The sequence below is a fragment of the Butyrivibrio sp. VCB2006 genome (genome assembly GCF_000420945.1).
Lineage (GTDB): Bacteria > Bacillota > Clostridia > Lachnospirales > Lachnospiraceae > Butyrivibrio.
In genome coordinates, this window is the sequence record NZ_ATVX01000004.1 from 85,073 (window position 1) to 100,676 (window position 15,604).

At 41.1% G+C, this 15,604-nt stretch carries 9 protein-coding genes and 1 tRNA gene; 1 reads left to right on the forward strand and 9 read right to left on the reverse strand.

What is annotated here, in order from left to right:
- Positions 1-82: 82 nt before the first annotated feature.
- From dnaG to G613_RS0104695, 7 genes are all read right to left on the reverse strand, one after another.
- On the reverse strand, positions 83-1,861 hold the full coding sequence (dnaG, locus tag G613_RS0104665; RefSeq protein WP_029231551.1) for a DNA primase: 1,779 nt from the start codon (positions 1,859-1,861) through the stop codon (positions 83-85).
- A 2-nt stretch (positions 1,862-1,863) separates the two neighbouring features.
- Complete coding sequence (locus tag G613_RS0104670; protein WP_029231552.1) at positions 1,864-2,871, reverse strand: deoxyguanosinetriphosphate triphosphohydrolase; 1,008 nt, start codon at positions 2,869-2,871, stop codon at positions 1,864-1,866.
- Between the two features lie 133 nt (positions 2,872-3,004).
- Entirely contained in the window at positions 3,005-3,307 is a 303-nt protein-coding gene (locus tag G613_RS0104675) for a hypothetical protein (protein ID WP_029231553.1), read from the reverse strand.
- Between the two features lie 33 nt (positions 3,308-3,340).
- A complete protein-coding gene (locus G613_RS0104680) occupies positions 3,341-7,186 on the reverse strand; it encodes a SpaA isopeptide-forming pilin-related protein (protein ID WP_029231554.1) in 3,846 nt (1,281 codons plus the stop codon).
- 88 nt (positions 7,187-7,274) lie between these two features.
- A complete protein-coding gene (locus G613_RS0104685) occupies positions 7,275-7,700 on the reverse strand; it encodes a hypothetical protein (RefSeq protein ID WP_029231555.1) in 426 nt (141 codons plus the stop codon).
- 153 nt (positions 7,701-7,853) lie between these two features.
- A complete protein-coding gene (locus G613_RS0104690; RefSeq protein WP_029231556.1) occupies positions 7,854-13,007 on the reverse strand; it encodes a DUF4132 domain-containing protein in 5,154 nt (1,717 codons plus the stop codon).
- A gap of 67 nt (positions 13,008-13,074) precedes the next feature.
- Positions 13,075-13,539, reverse strand: a complete 465-nt coding sequence (locus G613_RS0104695) for a hypothetical protein (RefSeq protein WP_029231557.1) — start codon at positions 13,537-13,539, stop codon at positions 13,075-13,077.
- A 153-nt stretch (positions 13,540-13,692) separates the two neighbouring features.
- Here G613_RS0104695 and G613_RS0104700 point away from each other — a divergent pair, with 153 nt between their 5' ends.
- A complete protein-coding gene (locus tag G613_RS0104700; protein ID WP_029231558.1) occupies positions 13,693-14,550 on the forward strand; it encodes a YitT family protein in 858 nt (285 codons plus the stop codon).
- A gap of 199 nt (positions 14,551-14,749) precedes the next feature.
- On the opposite strand, the gene G613_RS0104705 is transcribed toward G613_RS0104700, so the two are convergent.
- Both G613_RS0104705 and G613_RS0104710 read right to left on the reverse strand, forming a co-directional pair.
- Positions 14,750-14,833 (reverse strand) — tRNA-Leu (locus G613_RS0104705).
- 113 nt (positions 14,834-14,946) lie between these two features.
- The gene (locus G613_RS0104710; RefSeq protein ID WP_029231559.1) at positions 14,947-15,549 is read right to left on the reverse strand and encodes an LURP-one-related/scramblase family protein; all 603 of its coding nucleotides are present in this window, start codon (positions 15,547-15,549) and stop codon (positions 14,947-14,949) included.
- Between the last annotated feature and the right edge of the window lie 55 nt (positions 15,550-15,604).

Here is a 15,604-nt window from a genome sequence, read left to right on the forward strand (position 1 = left end):
CCTTTACAGTCTTCTTAGCTTCTGTTTCCTTTGGTGTTGTCTCTTTCTTTGCCATTTTTTATATTCCTTTTCTGTTATTTTCTTAATCATCCGGTGAAATATCAGCGTGTGCCAGTTTTTCCAAAGCTTTTTTGCCCTGGATTGTCTTAGTCAGGAACTCGGGATCGTCAGGTTTGAGTTCTCTCTTTTGCCTGTCATATCCTGCCTGTCTTACTCCTAGGATAATGTCCCTGAAGGCCTTCTTCCTTTGTTCCTTGGTCTCTATGTCCACCAGGTTGGTGTTGAACATCTCTGCTACCTGACCATACTGTTCTTCTTCAGTGAAGTGATCCAGTATAGCTGCCGGGGAAAAGTTACCGTTTTCCATTCCGGAAAAGACTTCTGCTGCAACCTTTCTGTACAGATCATCAGAAAAGTCTTCCGGTTTAACCCAGGCTGCGACCTTTGGATAGATTTCAGGCTCATCTGTAAGCCATGTCAGAAGGAGTCTTTGGTTTTTCTTGGCTCCATCCTCAGGCTTTGTCTTCTTTTGTATTCCTGACTGCGGTCTTGATGCCTTGGTTACCATTCCGGCCTGTCCTGCATAAGATGCAACAAGCTGTTTAAGATCTGCTATGGCTATGTTGTACTTGGCTGCCACAGCTTCCGTATAGTTTTCTCTTTCTAAGGGTTCTTCAAATTCACAGAGCTTCTTGGCGATATCTCTGTAGAATTCGGTTTTCTCTTCGGGATCTGCCATATTATGCTGAGATTCCATAACCCTTACTTCAAAGAAGAAAGTGCTCTGAGCATTACGGATTCGCTCCTCGAATGCCTCTTTTCCTTCATTCTTGATAAACTCATCGGGATCCTTGTGAGGGCGAAGGTCAAGAACCTTACCCTTAAGTCCTGCTTCCTTGAGAATACCGATTCCGCGAAGCGCTGCCTTGGTTCCGGCTTCATCGCTATCGTAGGACAAAATAACTTCATCCGTATATCGCTTAAGGATCATTGCCTGTCCCGTAGTAAAGGCAGTTCCAAGGGATGCCACAGCCATCGTAAAGCCTGCCTGATGCATTGCTATAACATCCATATATCCTTCGCAGATTATCATGTAACCTGCCCTTGAGTTCTTGGCATAATTAAGACCAAACAGGTTACGGCTCTTATCAAAGATCAGTGTTTCCGGTGAGTTCAGGTACTTGGGCTTGCCATCTCCCAAAACTCTGCCGCCGAATCCTATAACTTTCTGAGATGCATCCTGGATAGGGAACATTACTCTATTCCAGAATTTATCATGGGTCCCGTACTTCTCATCGTAGGATGCAAGACCTGCATCTATTATCTGCGAATCCTCATATCCCATGCTCTTAAGGTGTTTGACCAGATCATCGCTTGTAATATTGGCATATCCCAGTCCAAAGTGCTGCATGGTCTCATCGGTAAGCTTTCTTTCCCTGAAGTACTCCATGCCCTTCTGGCCTGTTCTGCCTCTTAGCTGATAGTAATAATACTTGGCAGCCTCTTTGTTGATATCAAGAAGTATCTGCCTTTTGTCTCTCATAGCCTTGGCCTGCGGCGAATCATCTTCCTCCGGAAGTTTGATTCCTGCCCTGTCGGCTAATTGTTTAACTGCCTCTTGAAATGTTAAGTTGTCATATTTCATCAAAAAAGTAATGACATTGCCGCCTGCTCCGCATCCAAAACAGTAATACATCTGTTTATGGGACGATACGGAAAAGGACCCGGATTTTTCGTTGTGAAAAGGGCAAAGGCCAAAATGGTTGGCTCCCTTCTTCTGAAGATGGACATATTGCCCAATCACATCAACAATGTCATTCCTACTGCGGACTTCTTCGATGATTTCGTCCGAATATCGCATTGTTATAATACTCCCCAGGAACGAGGTACATATACCTCTTCAAATACTGCTACTGCGTATCTGTCAGTCATTGAGCTGACATAATCGCATACCAGACGCTCTTTGGCAGCGCCCTCCTCCAACATAGTTTTTAGATATGGTGGAAGCATGTCTATATGGTCAAGATAGTACTGATACAAAATCTTGATCATATCTTCTACCTTACCCTCCTGGCTCTTGGCCACAGGATTGGTATAAACTCTTTCAAACATAAATTTACGAAGCTTATGAAATGCATCAAAAACTTCGTCAGACATTTTGATGTCATCACAATCCATACTGCTAAGGATGATGTCATGGATAAAGGTATCAATCCATTCTCTGTTGGAATGACCGATGACCTTGGCAAGATCCTCAGGAATATCGCTTTCCACCAGGATTCCGCCCCTTATGGCATCGTCCATATCATGATGCATATAAGCTATCTTGTCTGATAATCTCACAACTCTGCCTTCCAGTGTGGCGGGCTGAAGATTCATCTCATGGTTAAGGATTCCGTCTCTTACCTCCCAGGTAAGGTTAAGACCCTGACCGTAATTCTCAAGCTTCTCCACTATTCTAAGGCTCTGTTCGTTGTGTTTGAACCCAAAGGGACATACATCATTAAGTGCTCTTTCGCCTGCATGGCCAAAAGGCGTATGTCCAAGATCGTGTCCCAGGGCTATTGCCTCTGCCAGATCTTCGTTAAGCCTAAGTGCCTTGGTAATAGTTCTGGCATTCTGTGAAACCTCCAGGGTATGTGTCATACGGGTTCTGTAATGATCACCTTCCGGAGCCAGGAAAACCTGCGTTTTATCCTTGAGTCTTCTAAAGGACTTGGAATAAAGTATCCTGTCTCTGTCTCTTTGAAAACAGGGCCTTATATCGCATGGTTTCTCATCAATGTCTCTTCCCTTGGAATTAGTACTAAGTGTTGCATACTTACTAAGTATCTGTGCTTCTCTTTCTTCTAGTTGCTCTCTGATTTTCATTTGGTCTCCTCGCACTCTGCAAAGAATACTACACTTGTAAATAGAAACCCCACATCTACTAATATTCGACGTGGGGTTTGAAAATCCTTTTTTTAATTGTAAAAAATTTTTAGAAAAGTTGTAGCAATTAAAATTACTGCCATTGCCTGGATTCGTACTGATCATTTATCCACTTTACTGCTGCCTCCAGTCCCTCTTGGGAAACCTCGAAGTTTTCTGAAGTCATAAGCTCTTTATCAGTCATTCCATAGGAGTAAGGCTCCGGCCAAACTGTAGCCATAAGTGTCGCCGGCCCTCTCTTATCAACAGGCACGAATTTGACATTTTCAAGGGGTTCTCTTGCAAGTCTGTAGCGCATTCCCTTGTAGCTGCCAAAAAAAGCTTCTCCGTATTCATAGTGCATCAGATTAAAGAAAGTATTAAGCTCTATTGCCATGATATAAATTAAATCCTGCCTATTCCGTTAGAATTACAAACTTGTTCTGCTTTCTTTATTTCTTTTAGTCAAAAGAACTGCAAGTCCGATAAATGAAAGGATAATTGCCCCAAATGCTCCTGCCATGCCTCGATCCTCTGTTCTTGATCTTCTTGCTCCCAAAACCTCGGGAAGGTCATCAGGATTTCTGCTTGCGCCAAGAACCTCAGGAAGATCAAGCATTGTTACAGTAGAACCATTTATTGTAGTTGTTGTAGTTGTAAGTGTCACAACGGAAGTCTCCTCTGAAGGAGTATATGTTGTGTCATCCTCCGGTGTGTCATTGTCCTTGTCCGGATCATCAGGAATCTTTGTTATTTTGCTGTTTTCTACAACTGCCTCAACAGTGGAATCTCCGGAAGTAACATCCACAATCTTGAAATCCACACTCTTCTGAAGGCTGTTTAGATAAGCATTTATCTTAGCTTCAACTGACTCAAAGTCTCTAGCCTTGAACACTACATAGTGCTTTGTATCATCAAGCTTATAACCATTTGGTGCCTTGATTTCCTGATAGTAGTAAAGTGTATCAAATATCAGTGAATCATACTTGCCATCTTCACTAAAGGTAATGCAGTAGCCCGGTGCTGTAGTATCTTTTTCTGAAACCTTGGTTTCTTTGCCGGTATCAAGATCAACCTTATAAAGTCCAAACTTAGCTCCGGCAAGTCCTGTGAGAATATTACCTGTCTCTACCTTGGTAATCTTGATTTCGCCTCTCTCACTGGTGATGTTTGCTGAAACCCTGTCAAATGTATACTTATCTTCAACAGCATCGCTCTTTGCACCTTCTCCAAAAAGAGTAGCCTTATTGCTGACGGTAACAGAAGTTTTTCCATTAGCAAGATTATCCCCCTCTTCCATATCAGCCATAACCTGATATTCAATCAATAAAGCTTTTTCATCAGGAACTACTATTTCAAAGGATTTTCCTTTATTTCCGGTAGTAATCTTGCCATCTCCCAGAACAATTTCTGTACCTTTGCTTCCATTAGCATACTCATAAACATGAAGTGATCCGGCTACAAGTGTTCCATTGGTAAGATTATCTGAAAGCTTAATCTCATATCCATTTATCAAGTCAACACTCGAGTCATTAATAACAATGGAGTAGCTTATAAGTTGATTCTTTTTGTCCAAAGATGCCGTTTTATCAATAAGCGTAAGTGAATTAACGCTTGTTGCATTAGTCATTCCGGCATTTCCGCCTACCTGACCAGTTACACTGTTTTCAAAAGAGAAAGTGACTATTCCACCACCATTTTGATTCTTTAATGAATCAAAATAATCTTTGGTCACAACAGTTTCAAAACTAATTACACAAGCATTGCCATTTCCCTGCACCCCTTCAGGCCACTTAAATGTCCAAGTAAGCTCTTTATTACCACTTGGCTCCATACTACTAATCAATGTCCCATCAAGAGTGTTAAGATTAGCACTTCCCTTTTTGTATTCGAGGTTGTCAGGAAGATAGTCTTTAATAGTAGTATCCATACCTGCAGATATACTCTCATTAGCCTGTCCAAAATCATTCTGATTAACAACTATACTCCAAGGAATGACATATTGCTTAATGGAGGAATCATAATATCCCTCTGAAGCCGTTTTCTTCATTGGAAGGCCTTTTGACTCAACAATATATGAAGCATCTGCTTTATATGTTGTCCAATCTACAAGCATTTCAATATGATTATCAAATCTTACAGTACTTCCACTTGGGAATACGTGGTTGTCCACAGAATCATAATAATCCTGAGTACGATAAAAGATTCCATATTGTCCGGAAGTAAGGTTTTTAGCAACTATCTTAAAGGAATTAGCCGACTCGGTTGTTACTGTTACGTTTGTAAGCGCCTTCCCCACAGGATTATAAGCAGCATCAAGTTTATAAACCTCAACTGTCTCCGGAAGGACTTTGGCCGCTACTTGCTTGCCATTAATCGCGTTATTTCCGGCATTAGGATTTATTTTATCTGTTATTGTTACCGTATAATTGTTCTTAGCACCCTCTAAAGTAAAAATGGACTCCCAACGTACTATACCATCTTCGTTTCTATCAAGAAGGACTCCGTCATCACTGGTCTCATCCAATATAAACTTTGAAATACCTGCAGAAACTTTGCCAGAATAATCATATACATTTCTTGCCTTTGCTTCTGCTACTTTTACATCGCCTTTATAAATATATGCAGTATTGAAATAGGGAGTTTTTGTGTTAGGGAGATCTCCAACTATCTCTGTACTATAAAACAACTTATAATACGCTATTGGAGCTGTTTCAGGAAATGTATATTTAATTTTCCAGGTTCCATCCTCAAAAACAAAATTAGAACTGTCAAGTTGCTTGTAGTTTGCCCATTTTTTATTGTCATAGGAAATCTTTATGATTGGATTAAATGAAGAAAACTTCATCCTTGAATCAAGCACATCTACAAAAGTATATCCTGAAATATCATTAGGTCTTGATCCTCGGTTAATATATACTTGCCAATCCGCAATTCCACTCGGAGAAATAAGTCCAGGATTAGACATATTTGCGCCATACTTATCAAGCCAATGAGCAGAAGACTGAGTAGCATATCCAGAAACACTATGATTTCCGGTGGCACCGGTCCATGTCCAAGTGCATACATTACCATTTCCCGCCTTAAAAATCTCCTCAGCGCTCATTCCTGCAGTACTAAGGTCACCTACAGCCTTAACATTGTAACGCAGAGTATAAGTTCCTTTTTCGATATGTCCAACATTTATTGTGAGCACTCTGCCATCCTGAATCTCACCCTTTATGTTGCCAAAATAAACATCCCCGTCAAAAATCAGATTGCTTCCAAGTTCATCAGTAATTACAAAGCCGTCTGTCGCAGCACTTACATTAAATTCCACTTTCCATGTAGCTTTGCCTACCTGGATATCAACATTCCCCTTACTTGCAGTAATAACCGGGTTAATTACTTTTATTTCAACATCTGTGCCATCAGAAAATGAGATCTTAACGTTCTCATCTCCCCCTGTCTTGTTGGAATTAACAACACAGGTAAGACCTACACTTCCATGAAGACCATTTGGCTTTTTCTCCAATACGTCAGTATTGATCTGAAAAGATATAACATTATCACTTCCTACAATAGCTGTTCCGATCTCTACGCCATTTTCGCTTACAGGAATAGTTTTGCCAACAACTGCAGAAAAGTCTAAGCTATCAGGTAATGTATAAGTAAACCTTCCATCCGGAATGGTTTCTGCATTCTTGATAAAAAAGTTAAATCCCAAATATATCTTTTCACCAATATTCGAAATGCTATCCGGTACGGTTATTTTCTCTATATAGCCAAATTCAGGATTGCTAAGGTCAGTAACGATTCCCGCACTCTGAGTCAGAGCTGCGGCCTTTGCAACCTTGGAATCAAGGATAGATACTGTATCTACCGCTGCAGCCTCATCTGTTACTCCACTGTTTTCCTCATCTGCTTCGTCTGAAACACCTGAATCTTCCTTCGCTGCTTCGTCTGTTATGCCTGTATCTTCCTCAGCTGCTTCGTCTGTTATCTCAGAATCTTCTTCTGTCGCCTCATCTGCTACATAGGTATCTCCTGCTGAAGCCTCTTCTACTTCTTCTGATCCTTTTGATTCCTCTGAATCTTCTAAGTCTTCAGGCTCAGCAGTCTCTTCTGTCTCTTCTGTATATGTAGAGCCGTCCGAAGCTGAAGCCTCAGTGGCATCATAAACAATAGCAGTCTCGTCAACATCGCCTGCGTAAACGACAGTAGTCCCCAAACCGGAGCATACAGTGGTAAATGCAAGAGCACATACCAGTATTCTCCTCAACAAATTGCATTTCATTAACTCTTTCCTCCCGCAAAACCAGATACCTCATACCGCTTTCCCCCTTAGCACTGATGAAGAATCCTATATCATAAAAAAATAATATTTATCTGAATCTATTCATGAATGTAGCCATAGGTCCCACTGCATCCTGAAGATCTTTGATAGCTGTGTTAAGTCCCTCAAAATCAATTTCCGAAATTGAAGTAACGGCATCAGTAAGCTTCTTGCCATTGTCATTTAAAAGCTTATCGAAGTTCTGAGCCGATCCGGATATATCCGAAGTCATGGTATCAACCTTATCAAGTGATGCCTCTGCCTTAACAGCCACACTATTAATATGGCTAAGAGTGGTTGTCACTCGTGGAATCATGATAAGCATGGCAATCGCCACTACAACAAACACACCTGCCAAGCTTACTGCTGCTATTCTCTGGAAAAAGAGCTGCTTCTTGGTCAGTTTTAAAAGCTCAGCCAACGTATCGTTATTTTTGATCTCATTGTCTTTAGACTCGTTAAAATTTTCTTCCATATATACCCCCTAAATTTAGAATAAAATTTCACGTGTACTTTATCACAATTCAAGCCGCTATTCAATTGATATTATTGCTAAATCGGTATTTTATATTACTTTTTTATGTAAAGAATTGTCGAAGTTGTTTATACAACTTCGACATCTTTTGTTTTATTTTATCTGACTTAAGATAGTTGGGTCTTTTATCTTACTATCCTGGGCCATAAACAGAATCTTTGTTACAATTTCTGCTGTCTTGGGATCCTCATCTGCAAAAGGAAGGAAGAGCTTTCCTCTGTGCTGTGAATGTACCGGGAGAATGTTTATCATGGTACCACCCATCTTATGCACAACTCCGCTTCCGAGATGAACCGTGTAGCTTCCGTACTTGCCTTCTATGTGAGCATGACTTCCTTCTACAGTAACATTTGAAAGCTTGAAAAGAGGCATTGTAAATGTCACAAGCGCTGCTCTCATCTCAATAGTAGAGTGAGTTGTCATCGGATCAACACCACCTGCATGAGCTACACTTACAGCCAAATCTACATCTCTCATTACTTCGGAAAAGATGATGTCAGGCACATCTTTTATCTTAATTGCCGCACCCGTCTTACGATCATAGAAGGCCACCCATTCCATGGTTGGTGCTTCTATATCTGAAGGAGAAAACCAGTCTGCCAAAGCATAGATAGTTGCCACGATATTGTCCTTGTAATAAACCTTCTGTATTCCATCCTCAATATCAGGTGTCCAGCGTCTTGATTTAAGAAGAGCAATAGCCTTTCCGGGCTGAATCTGATTGCCTGCATATCTGCGGCTGTCAAGCATTTCCATTTCTTCCTCGGTCTTGACGTACAGTTCTCTAAACAGCTGCTTGAAGGGCTGTATTACGCCTCTGTCAAAGAGGTTCTTTTGATAATCGGAAAGATGACCATCCTTATAAACATCAAAGGAATGGGCAACTCTTACCTGATCATCCTTTGTAAGCTTGGTCTCTTTTCCCTCATAGTCAGTAAGAATGCATTCTCTAAGGAATCCTACCTGATTATCTTTTTCCGTAACATATACAAGGTCTCTGATGATAGGTTCAACTACCGGGTTCTTACTTAGAATACCCAATTCTCCCACAGTGTAGTATGTCCTGTCCTCCATAGACTGCTCAAACATATTTCTGGTTCTTCTGTACTGTTCAGTCAACTTTTTCTTGGCATCTGTGAGTGTTTTAATATACTCATCCTTTTTAATTGCTGCAGGAACAGACTTAAGAGTCTTTCCATCTTTGATGGCCACAAGAGATGCGCTTCCCTGTTCGTCAATAACCAGCTTAACAGTTACTCCGCCAACTTCTCTTTCCTCAAAGAGCTCCTTCATATCTTCAACAAGCTTGGTCTCCATTCTGAGGGTAAGTCTCATCACATCGCTATATCCGGCGCTGATTGAAAGGTTCTGCATGGCAATTTCTGTAGCTGCCTTTTCACTGGCACTTCTCTGAGCACCAAACTGCCTGCTCTCCTTAAGGAATTTCTGAAGGAAAAGATATCTGGCACAGATATCATCCTCACCCTTAAGCGGAATAAGCGGATAAGACATGAGAAGGTCCTTATTTCTCTTATCGGAAATAGCAGCCTCTGTTTCTTTTACATCTGCCTTTCCAAGAACAGCATCAGCATATTTGCGGGCTCTTGAGTGCTTACTGCCATCTGAAATATACTTGGCTGCATCATAAATTACATTAAAGCGCTTTTCTCCCAGCTCTTCATAAACGCTCTTAAACCAATTGACGTCAAAGGCTCCGCCCATGAGGTCTCTTGTCTCAAGTGGAGTATATTTGGCTATTACAGCTGTTTTTTTGTTATCAAATCGCTCGTTCATGTGGGCTATGAAATAATAGCAGCCGGATACATAGCCCTTCCAGCCCAGGTACTCTCCTACTATCTCAAGCCATTCCGTAGAATAAAGTGATGCTTCCACAAGCCTCTTATCTGTGATGTCAGTTCCCTCAAGTTCTTTTCGAAGCTTATCGGCATTATCGGTTGCGTCAGGGATGCACACAGCAAGAAGCCTTGACAGCGCACCCTTTTTGCTGGCAGTTGAGTAATAGTCGGATCTCTCCAATGTCTCTTTTCCCAAAGCAGCAATTATAGAAACAAAGGTCTTTACTCCATATACTCTGTGAATCTGCTTAATGCAGTTTGAATAAATGGTCTGAGAATCACCTCTCGTAAGTTCTACTGCCAGAACCTGAGCAATAACCTTCTCGTATATTTCATCAATGAAGCTAAGGAGCTTTTCGTCGTTTTCAGCAGAAATATCTCTTAAAACTCTTACCTTTTCCCAGGGAATATATCCCCTTGTGGAAACCAGTCTGTCTTTTTCCCTGATGGCTGATACTGCGGAAGAAATGAACGTCAGGGTATCCGATAAATCCGGCGGATCAAGTAAAAGACTGTACATCTGCCCCTTTGTTATGACGCCTCTATAGCAAGCAAGGATTGTCACCTTGGCATTTGGTTTCATGTAATCAGGATACATTGTTCTGGCATGGCGATTTGAAGATGTAGGATAATAATACTCTTCTAAACTCTTATTTTCCGGGTATGCATCAACATGATTTCTGAACATTTCTGTGATCATGGGGAATGTAACGCTCATGGTCTCTTCATCAGTTCTATCTATCTTGGACAGCAACCAGGTAATATGCTCATTTGAAATTGTCTTGGTACTTAAAACGCCTCTTCTTGACTGATAATTGGTATAAAGACCTGCCCCCTTAACTCCATAGGTAAAATAAGCAGCAATGGCAATTGCAAGCTTCTGGCGGTCTTTTTTCGGAACAAAGTCGTCCAAAAGTGTGGCAAGAATCCTGTGACAATGCCCCGGATATTCATATGCAAAGGCTTCGAAATATTCCTCGCCGTAAACCCTATGCGCATATGGACTTGTAGCCGAATTTGACTCATTCCATTGGTTTACGGGATAATTTGCAAGACACATTCTAAGATACTGTTCAGGACTCTTAACATTTTCTTCTAGATATCCCTTCCACAGCTCTGTAAACGGAATAATTCTGTGTCCCTCCTGATCCCAATGATGGAATAATCCGACATCGCCGCCTACAAGGTGCTTTTCCCCGTTAAACTCAAATTCGTCCTTTTCATGGAGCTTTACGAAGTTACCGAGGGCCTTAAGATCTTCTTTAGCCTTTTGGGCTGCATCGCTGCTTTCCGTTCCATGCAGAGCTTCCTTTATCTTGCCGATAAGTCCACCCTTAGTAGGCTCCGGATATAGATCTGCCTTTATCGAGGATTCCGGGAAATACCTCATAAAGGTATCCACACAGTCTTTCAATATAGGATTGTCCTTAACATTTTCAGGTTCGTACTTGTCCTTGTCAGTAAAAAGAACTTCCGTTTCCACTGTTCGTTCGGTTTCTTTTGCAGGAAGGATTCCTTGAAGAAGAATCTGCTCCTTGGTAGTGGGGCTTTCCATCTCTTTTGCCAGGATAACGCATCTGTTGTAAAGGCTCTTCCTTGCAGTATCCTTGGACAAATTAAGGATCATATCAAGGGCTGCTGTTCTCTTTTCTTCCTTCTTGTCAGAAAGGAGCCTAGCTATTGACCCCTCCAGAGCCTTATCCTCCTGCTCAAGAAGAAGTTTTATCAGGTTCTCTCTGGCATCTGCAGCCTTGTATTTGAGCATTTCCTCCATCTGAAGATAATTATCAGAGGTTAAAAGAGCTTTCGCATCGCATACAACCTCATAGGCCTTGTCTCTGGTCCATTCAGCCTTGTCGCAAAGAGCTGCGGTGAGTGTTTTTCTCTGAAGCTCAGTAGTCGGATTTGTCAAAAGGGCCAGAATAATATAGCCACGGCCATCAGCACCGGCGTCCGCAAACATATTGCAGATATCATCGGTTAGCAATTCGTCTTTCAAGGCGCAGGCAATATATGCCATTTTGAAAACAAGTTCTCCCTTTGTAATTTCTGCCGAGTACCATGGGAAAATGAATGGGTCATAGGCCTGTTTTTTGCCTTGGAAGTTATCATAGATTTCTTTTAACCTGTTGTAATAATGAAGGGCCTGCTTTTCATCATCGAAATACTTATCTACTCTTGGCAAATCCTCCTTGTCAGTAAGGCGTAGTCCCGGCATGAAATATCTCATATAGGCCGTAACTATTTCAGGGTCTTCGTAATACTGATCAATGATGGGCTTTGCAGTTCTATGGGCAAAAGAACTGTTATTTAACAGGTGCATGCTAAAGGACATGGTAAGGATTTGGTGTCTGGTGCCTTCCTTGGCAAGTCTCTGCATAGTATTCATTAGATCCGTAACTTCATAGAACCCGATAGACCAAAGGGCAATGTGCATTTTCATGGAGTCTTCGCTGTGAAGATACTCATCGCGTTTAGTAGTATCGCTCAGACAGTCGTATACGTAGTCAACCATCTTATCAGAAATTCTCTCAAGCTTACTACTGTCTTCTGTCATGTATCCAAGCCAGACTGCGAAAGCTCTTTTCACAGAAGAAAATCTGATGAAGTTATTGTCTTTTATAACCTTAAGAAGGTACATAAAAGCTTTTGGTGTGCCTTCATCCATGGACTCACAGATTGACTGACGAAGCCCTTCCTGAAGCTTGGCTGCGCAAAGGAGCTTACCTAGAAGCTCGTAAAGCTCAGTGTTATGAGCTTTAACTATAGCTTGGAAAAATGCCCTTCTGATTGAAACCTCATTTTCACCATTGATGCAGTCAGTAAGGATTTTGATCATTCTCTCATTACCAAAATCAATTTCTGCTGCGATAAGATCTCCAAGCATAAGTCCTGAGTTAAAGTCATAAAGCATGTAACCAAGAACTTCATCACTGACTTTCCCCTCCAGGTAATCACATAAATTGTCATCTGCAAAATCATACTGACCAAAAAACTGTAGTTTTCTTGCTACTACGCTTGCTACAATTTCTGGATCAGCGCTTCTAAGAGACCTTCTGCCGTAGCCATAGGAGTAAATTCTTTCGGGAATATGATCGATTGTGTAGAAAATCCCCTCTGCGTGATCGGGATTTAGAAAGCCATTAAATAGCTGTGGCATTTTAGCCTTAACAAAATCCGAGGGCTTATAAGAAGGATCTTTTCTAAGATTCTCCACTAGTTCTTTTGCATACTGAGTACTTAAAAAGTTAGTTCTGTAAGGTTCAAGGAACTTCTGGATGTTCTCCGGAAGAGTTTTTAGATATTCCTGCCTTCTTTGATTTTCCTCATAGGAATAGTGAAAACCCAGTTTGGATAGTCTCGTTTTTTCTTCATTTGTAATCTGCGCCATTGTATTTTTCCCCAACAATTTATTTATATATTTTTATGGCTAAGCTTCCCCTGCTCAGCATCATTTCTCACCACATTCTGCCCGATAGCATTACAAGGCGAATAAAGGTCACTTCCGTGTTCTCTTCTATGGTCACTCTTTCATCAAGGACGCTTTCCTTGTCTGATACTTCTTCCTCAATAATATCCCCTGATGATCCCAACGCTTTACCTTCCACGAAGATACAAAACAGTCCGTCTTCATAGCTCTGCAAAGCATTCTTTACAGCCTTTTTCTCATCAGCCAGCTTCCCACCGTAATTGATTCCAAAGGCTATCTTTCCTATAGATGCCATATCATCAATTTCCTCAGTAGATAACGGCTTGTACACTTCGCCCTTTTTTACCTGCTCATTGTAATCAGACACACAGGTACGAACACACTCAGTTATCAGATCTCTGACCGTTTGCGGCTTGTTTTCAAGATAAAAAGACATCTTGTCTATCTTGTTTTTCTTTTTTCCAATTTGTTTGATATTAACCAGGATATGCATAATAATCCCCCAGACGTTTTCTATTAACTAAACAATATTAACACAAAGATAGTTGCAAAGACATGGTGCGTGTTTTACCGAGCATTATTGTGATAAAATATTATTACAACTATAAATCGTCAGACGTCTTTTCATATAAGTGGGGAGCTGCAGATGCTAAAAGAATCAAAGATTTCAGCATTTAGAAAAGAAGTATTCTGTTTCATCATGATTGCAATAGGTGCAACCATCGCTGCTTTTTCAGTAGAAGATTTCCTTGGTCCGAATAATATATTTGATGGCGGAATCGTCGGTGTTTCCATGATTACTGCCAACATGACAGGTTTTAAGCTAAGTATCGTAACCTGGCTTTTTAACGTGCCATTTCTTTTATTTGGCTGGAAAAAGAAGGGCCATATGTTTGTAATACGCTCTGTTTTCGCCATGACTGTTTTCGCTATCGCTGTAGCCTTTTTCGAAAAGACTCCCGCAATTACAGAAGACTATCTTTTGGCCGTAACTTTTGGCGGACTTATCCTGGGCGTTGGCGTAGGTATAGTTCTCAGATATGGCGGCTGCCTTGACGGAACTGAGATAATAGCTTCAATCCTAAGTCCCAAGATTCATCTTTCCATCGGCAGACAGGTCCTGTGTTTCAACATAGTTCTTTATCTTATTGTCGGATTCATTTATGGTTGGGACAGAGGTCTTTACTCAATCCTTACTTATGTCCTGGTATCAATCGTTATGACCAAGGTGGAAGAAGGCTTTGATGCCCAAAGAGGCTGCCTTATCTTTACCCACGATGATGTATCTGCCATAAAAGATAAAATTTACCAGGAGCTTGGCCGAACCTGTACCGAATGGAACACCGAAGGCTACATAGGTGGCCAGAACAAGGCTCTGTACGTAGTAATAAGCCACTATGAACTAAGACAGCTTAGAGACATCTTATCTGACTTTAACTGCTTTGTAACCGTAAGTGGAATCGATGAAATCATAGGTCGGAACGTGAAGATAACTCTAAATTAAAAAGATGGTGACTTTAGGAAATACCTAGCGATTAAATACACCGCGAAAGAAAGGGACTTGCGACGGAACATGCACTGCATGTTCCTAGTCCTGACAGCTTTGCTGCCAGGAAACCCTGTGTTGGTAACAACACAGGGTTAAGTTCCTCTTTCGCACTACGAAAAAAGGACCAACTCATCTGAGTTGATCCTTTTTGCAGTGCGGAAGAAGGGACTTGAACCCTCACGATGTAAGCATCACAAGATCCTTAGTCTTGCTCGTCTGCCAATTCCGACACTTCCGCGAACCGTCGTCGCTAACTCGCGGCGACTTGTATATAATAGCAAGAATAATCCAAAACGTCAACAAAAATTTATAAACTTTTTTTCGATTTTTTTACCCCATGTATTATTAGCGTCAATTTGATGAAGATGATGAGCCTGATGCACCGGAAGCAGCCTGTCTGTCCCTGATCATATGCTGAAGTGTAACAAGGATAGCTACTACTGCCTTCTCATGTTCAGGCTTATATATGTCAATGCAGTATTTATCATGGATTGAAAACATCTTCTGAGATATTACAGCAATAACTTCGCCATTTTCATCATATAGTTCAAAGTTTAGCCCCAATACATTTCCTTTAAGTTGCCATCCAAGGCCCACAATGTTGGTTATATCTTTTACTATATGCATGACCTCATTGGAGATTTCAAAAGATAGTCCGTCTGCCATGGTAACAAAGTGTCTTTCATGGATAGTAAATATCTTTCTCTCAACATGTGCTACTTGATTGCCCTGGGCATCAGTAATATCAGTCTTGTCACGAATTGACGGAAACTTTGTTGAAGAATGATAGATCACATTCTCGTTTTCATCGGTGATATCAATAAGTCTGTGCAGTGTAAATACCTTTGATGTAGTAAACATTGATTTTGCCGGTGTTCCAAATCTCTCCACGTTATTAACGTTAGCGTCTTCTCCGGCTTCTCTGAAACGATGTACTTTTGAAAATACTCCCATTGCTTTTTCCTTTCCGAAATCAAGTATTGTTAGTATCTAGTCTATTATAACAATT

What these genes read in the sequence shown, in the direction of transcription:
- dnaG (WP_029231551.1), bottom strand. Translation starts at nt 1,861, where the DNA reads ATGCGATATTCGGACGAAATCATCGAAGAAGTCCGCAGTAGGAATGAC.
- G613_RS0104670 (WP_029231552.1), bottom strand. Translation starts at nt 2,871, where the DNA reads ATGAAAATCAGAGAGCAACTAGAAGAAAGAGAAGCACAGATACTTAGT.
- G613_RS0104675 (WP_029231553.1), bottom strand. Translation starts at nt 3,307, where the DNA reads ATGGCAATAGAGCTTAATACTTTCTTTAATCTGATGCACTATGAATAC.
- G613_RS0104680 (WP_029231554.1), bottom strand. Translation starts at nt 7,186, where the DNA reads ATGAAATGCAATTTGTTGAGGAGAATACTGGTATGTGCTCTTGCATTT.
- G613_RS0104685 (WP_029231555.1), bottom strand. Translation starts at nt 7,700, where the DNA reads ATGGAAGAAAATTTTAACGAGTCTAAAGACAATGAGATCAAAAATAAC.
- G613_RS0104690 (WP_029231556.1), bottom strand. Translation starts at nt 13,007, where the DNA reads ATGGCGCAGATTACAAATGAAGAAAAAACGAGACTATCCAAACTGGGT.
- G613_RS0104695 (WP_029231557.1), bottom strand. Translation starts at nt 13,539, where the DNA reads ATGCATATCCTGGTTAATATCAAACAAATTGGAAAAAAGAAAAACAAG.
- G613_RS0104700 (WP_029231558.1), top strand. Translation starts at nt 13,693, where the DNA reads ATGCTAAAAGAATCAAAGATTTCAGCATTTAGAAAAGAAGTATTCTGT.
- G613_RS0104710 (WP_029231559.1), bottom strand. Translation starts at nt 15,549, where the DNA reads ATGGGAGTATTTTCAAAAGTACATCGTTTCAGAGAAGCCGGAGAAGAC.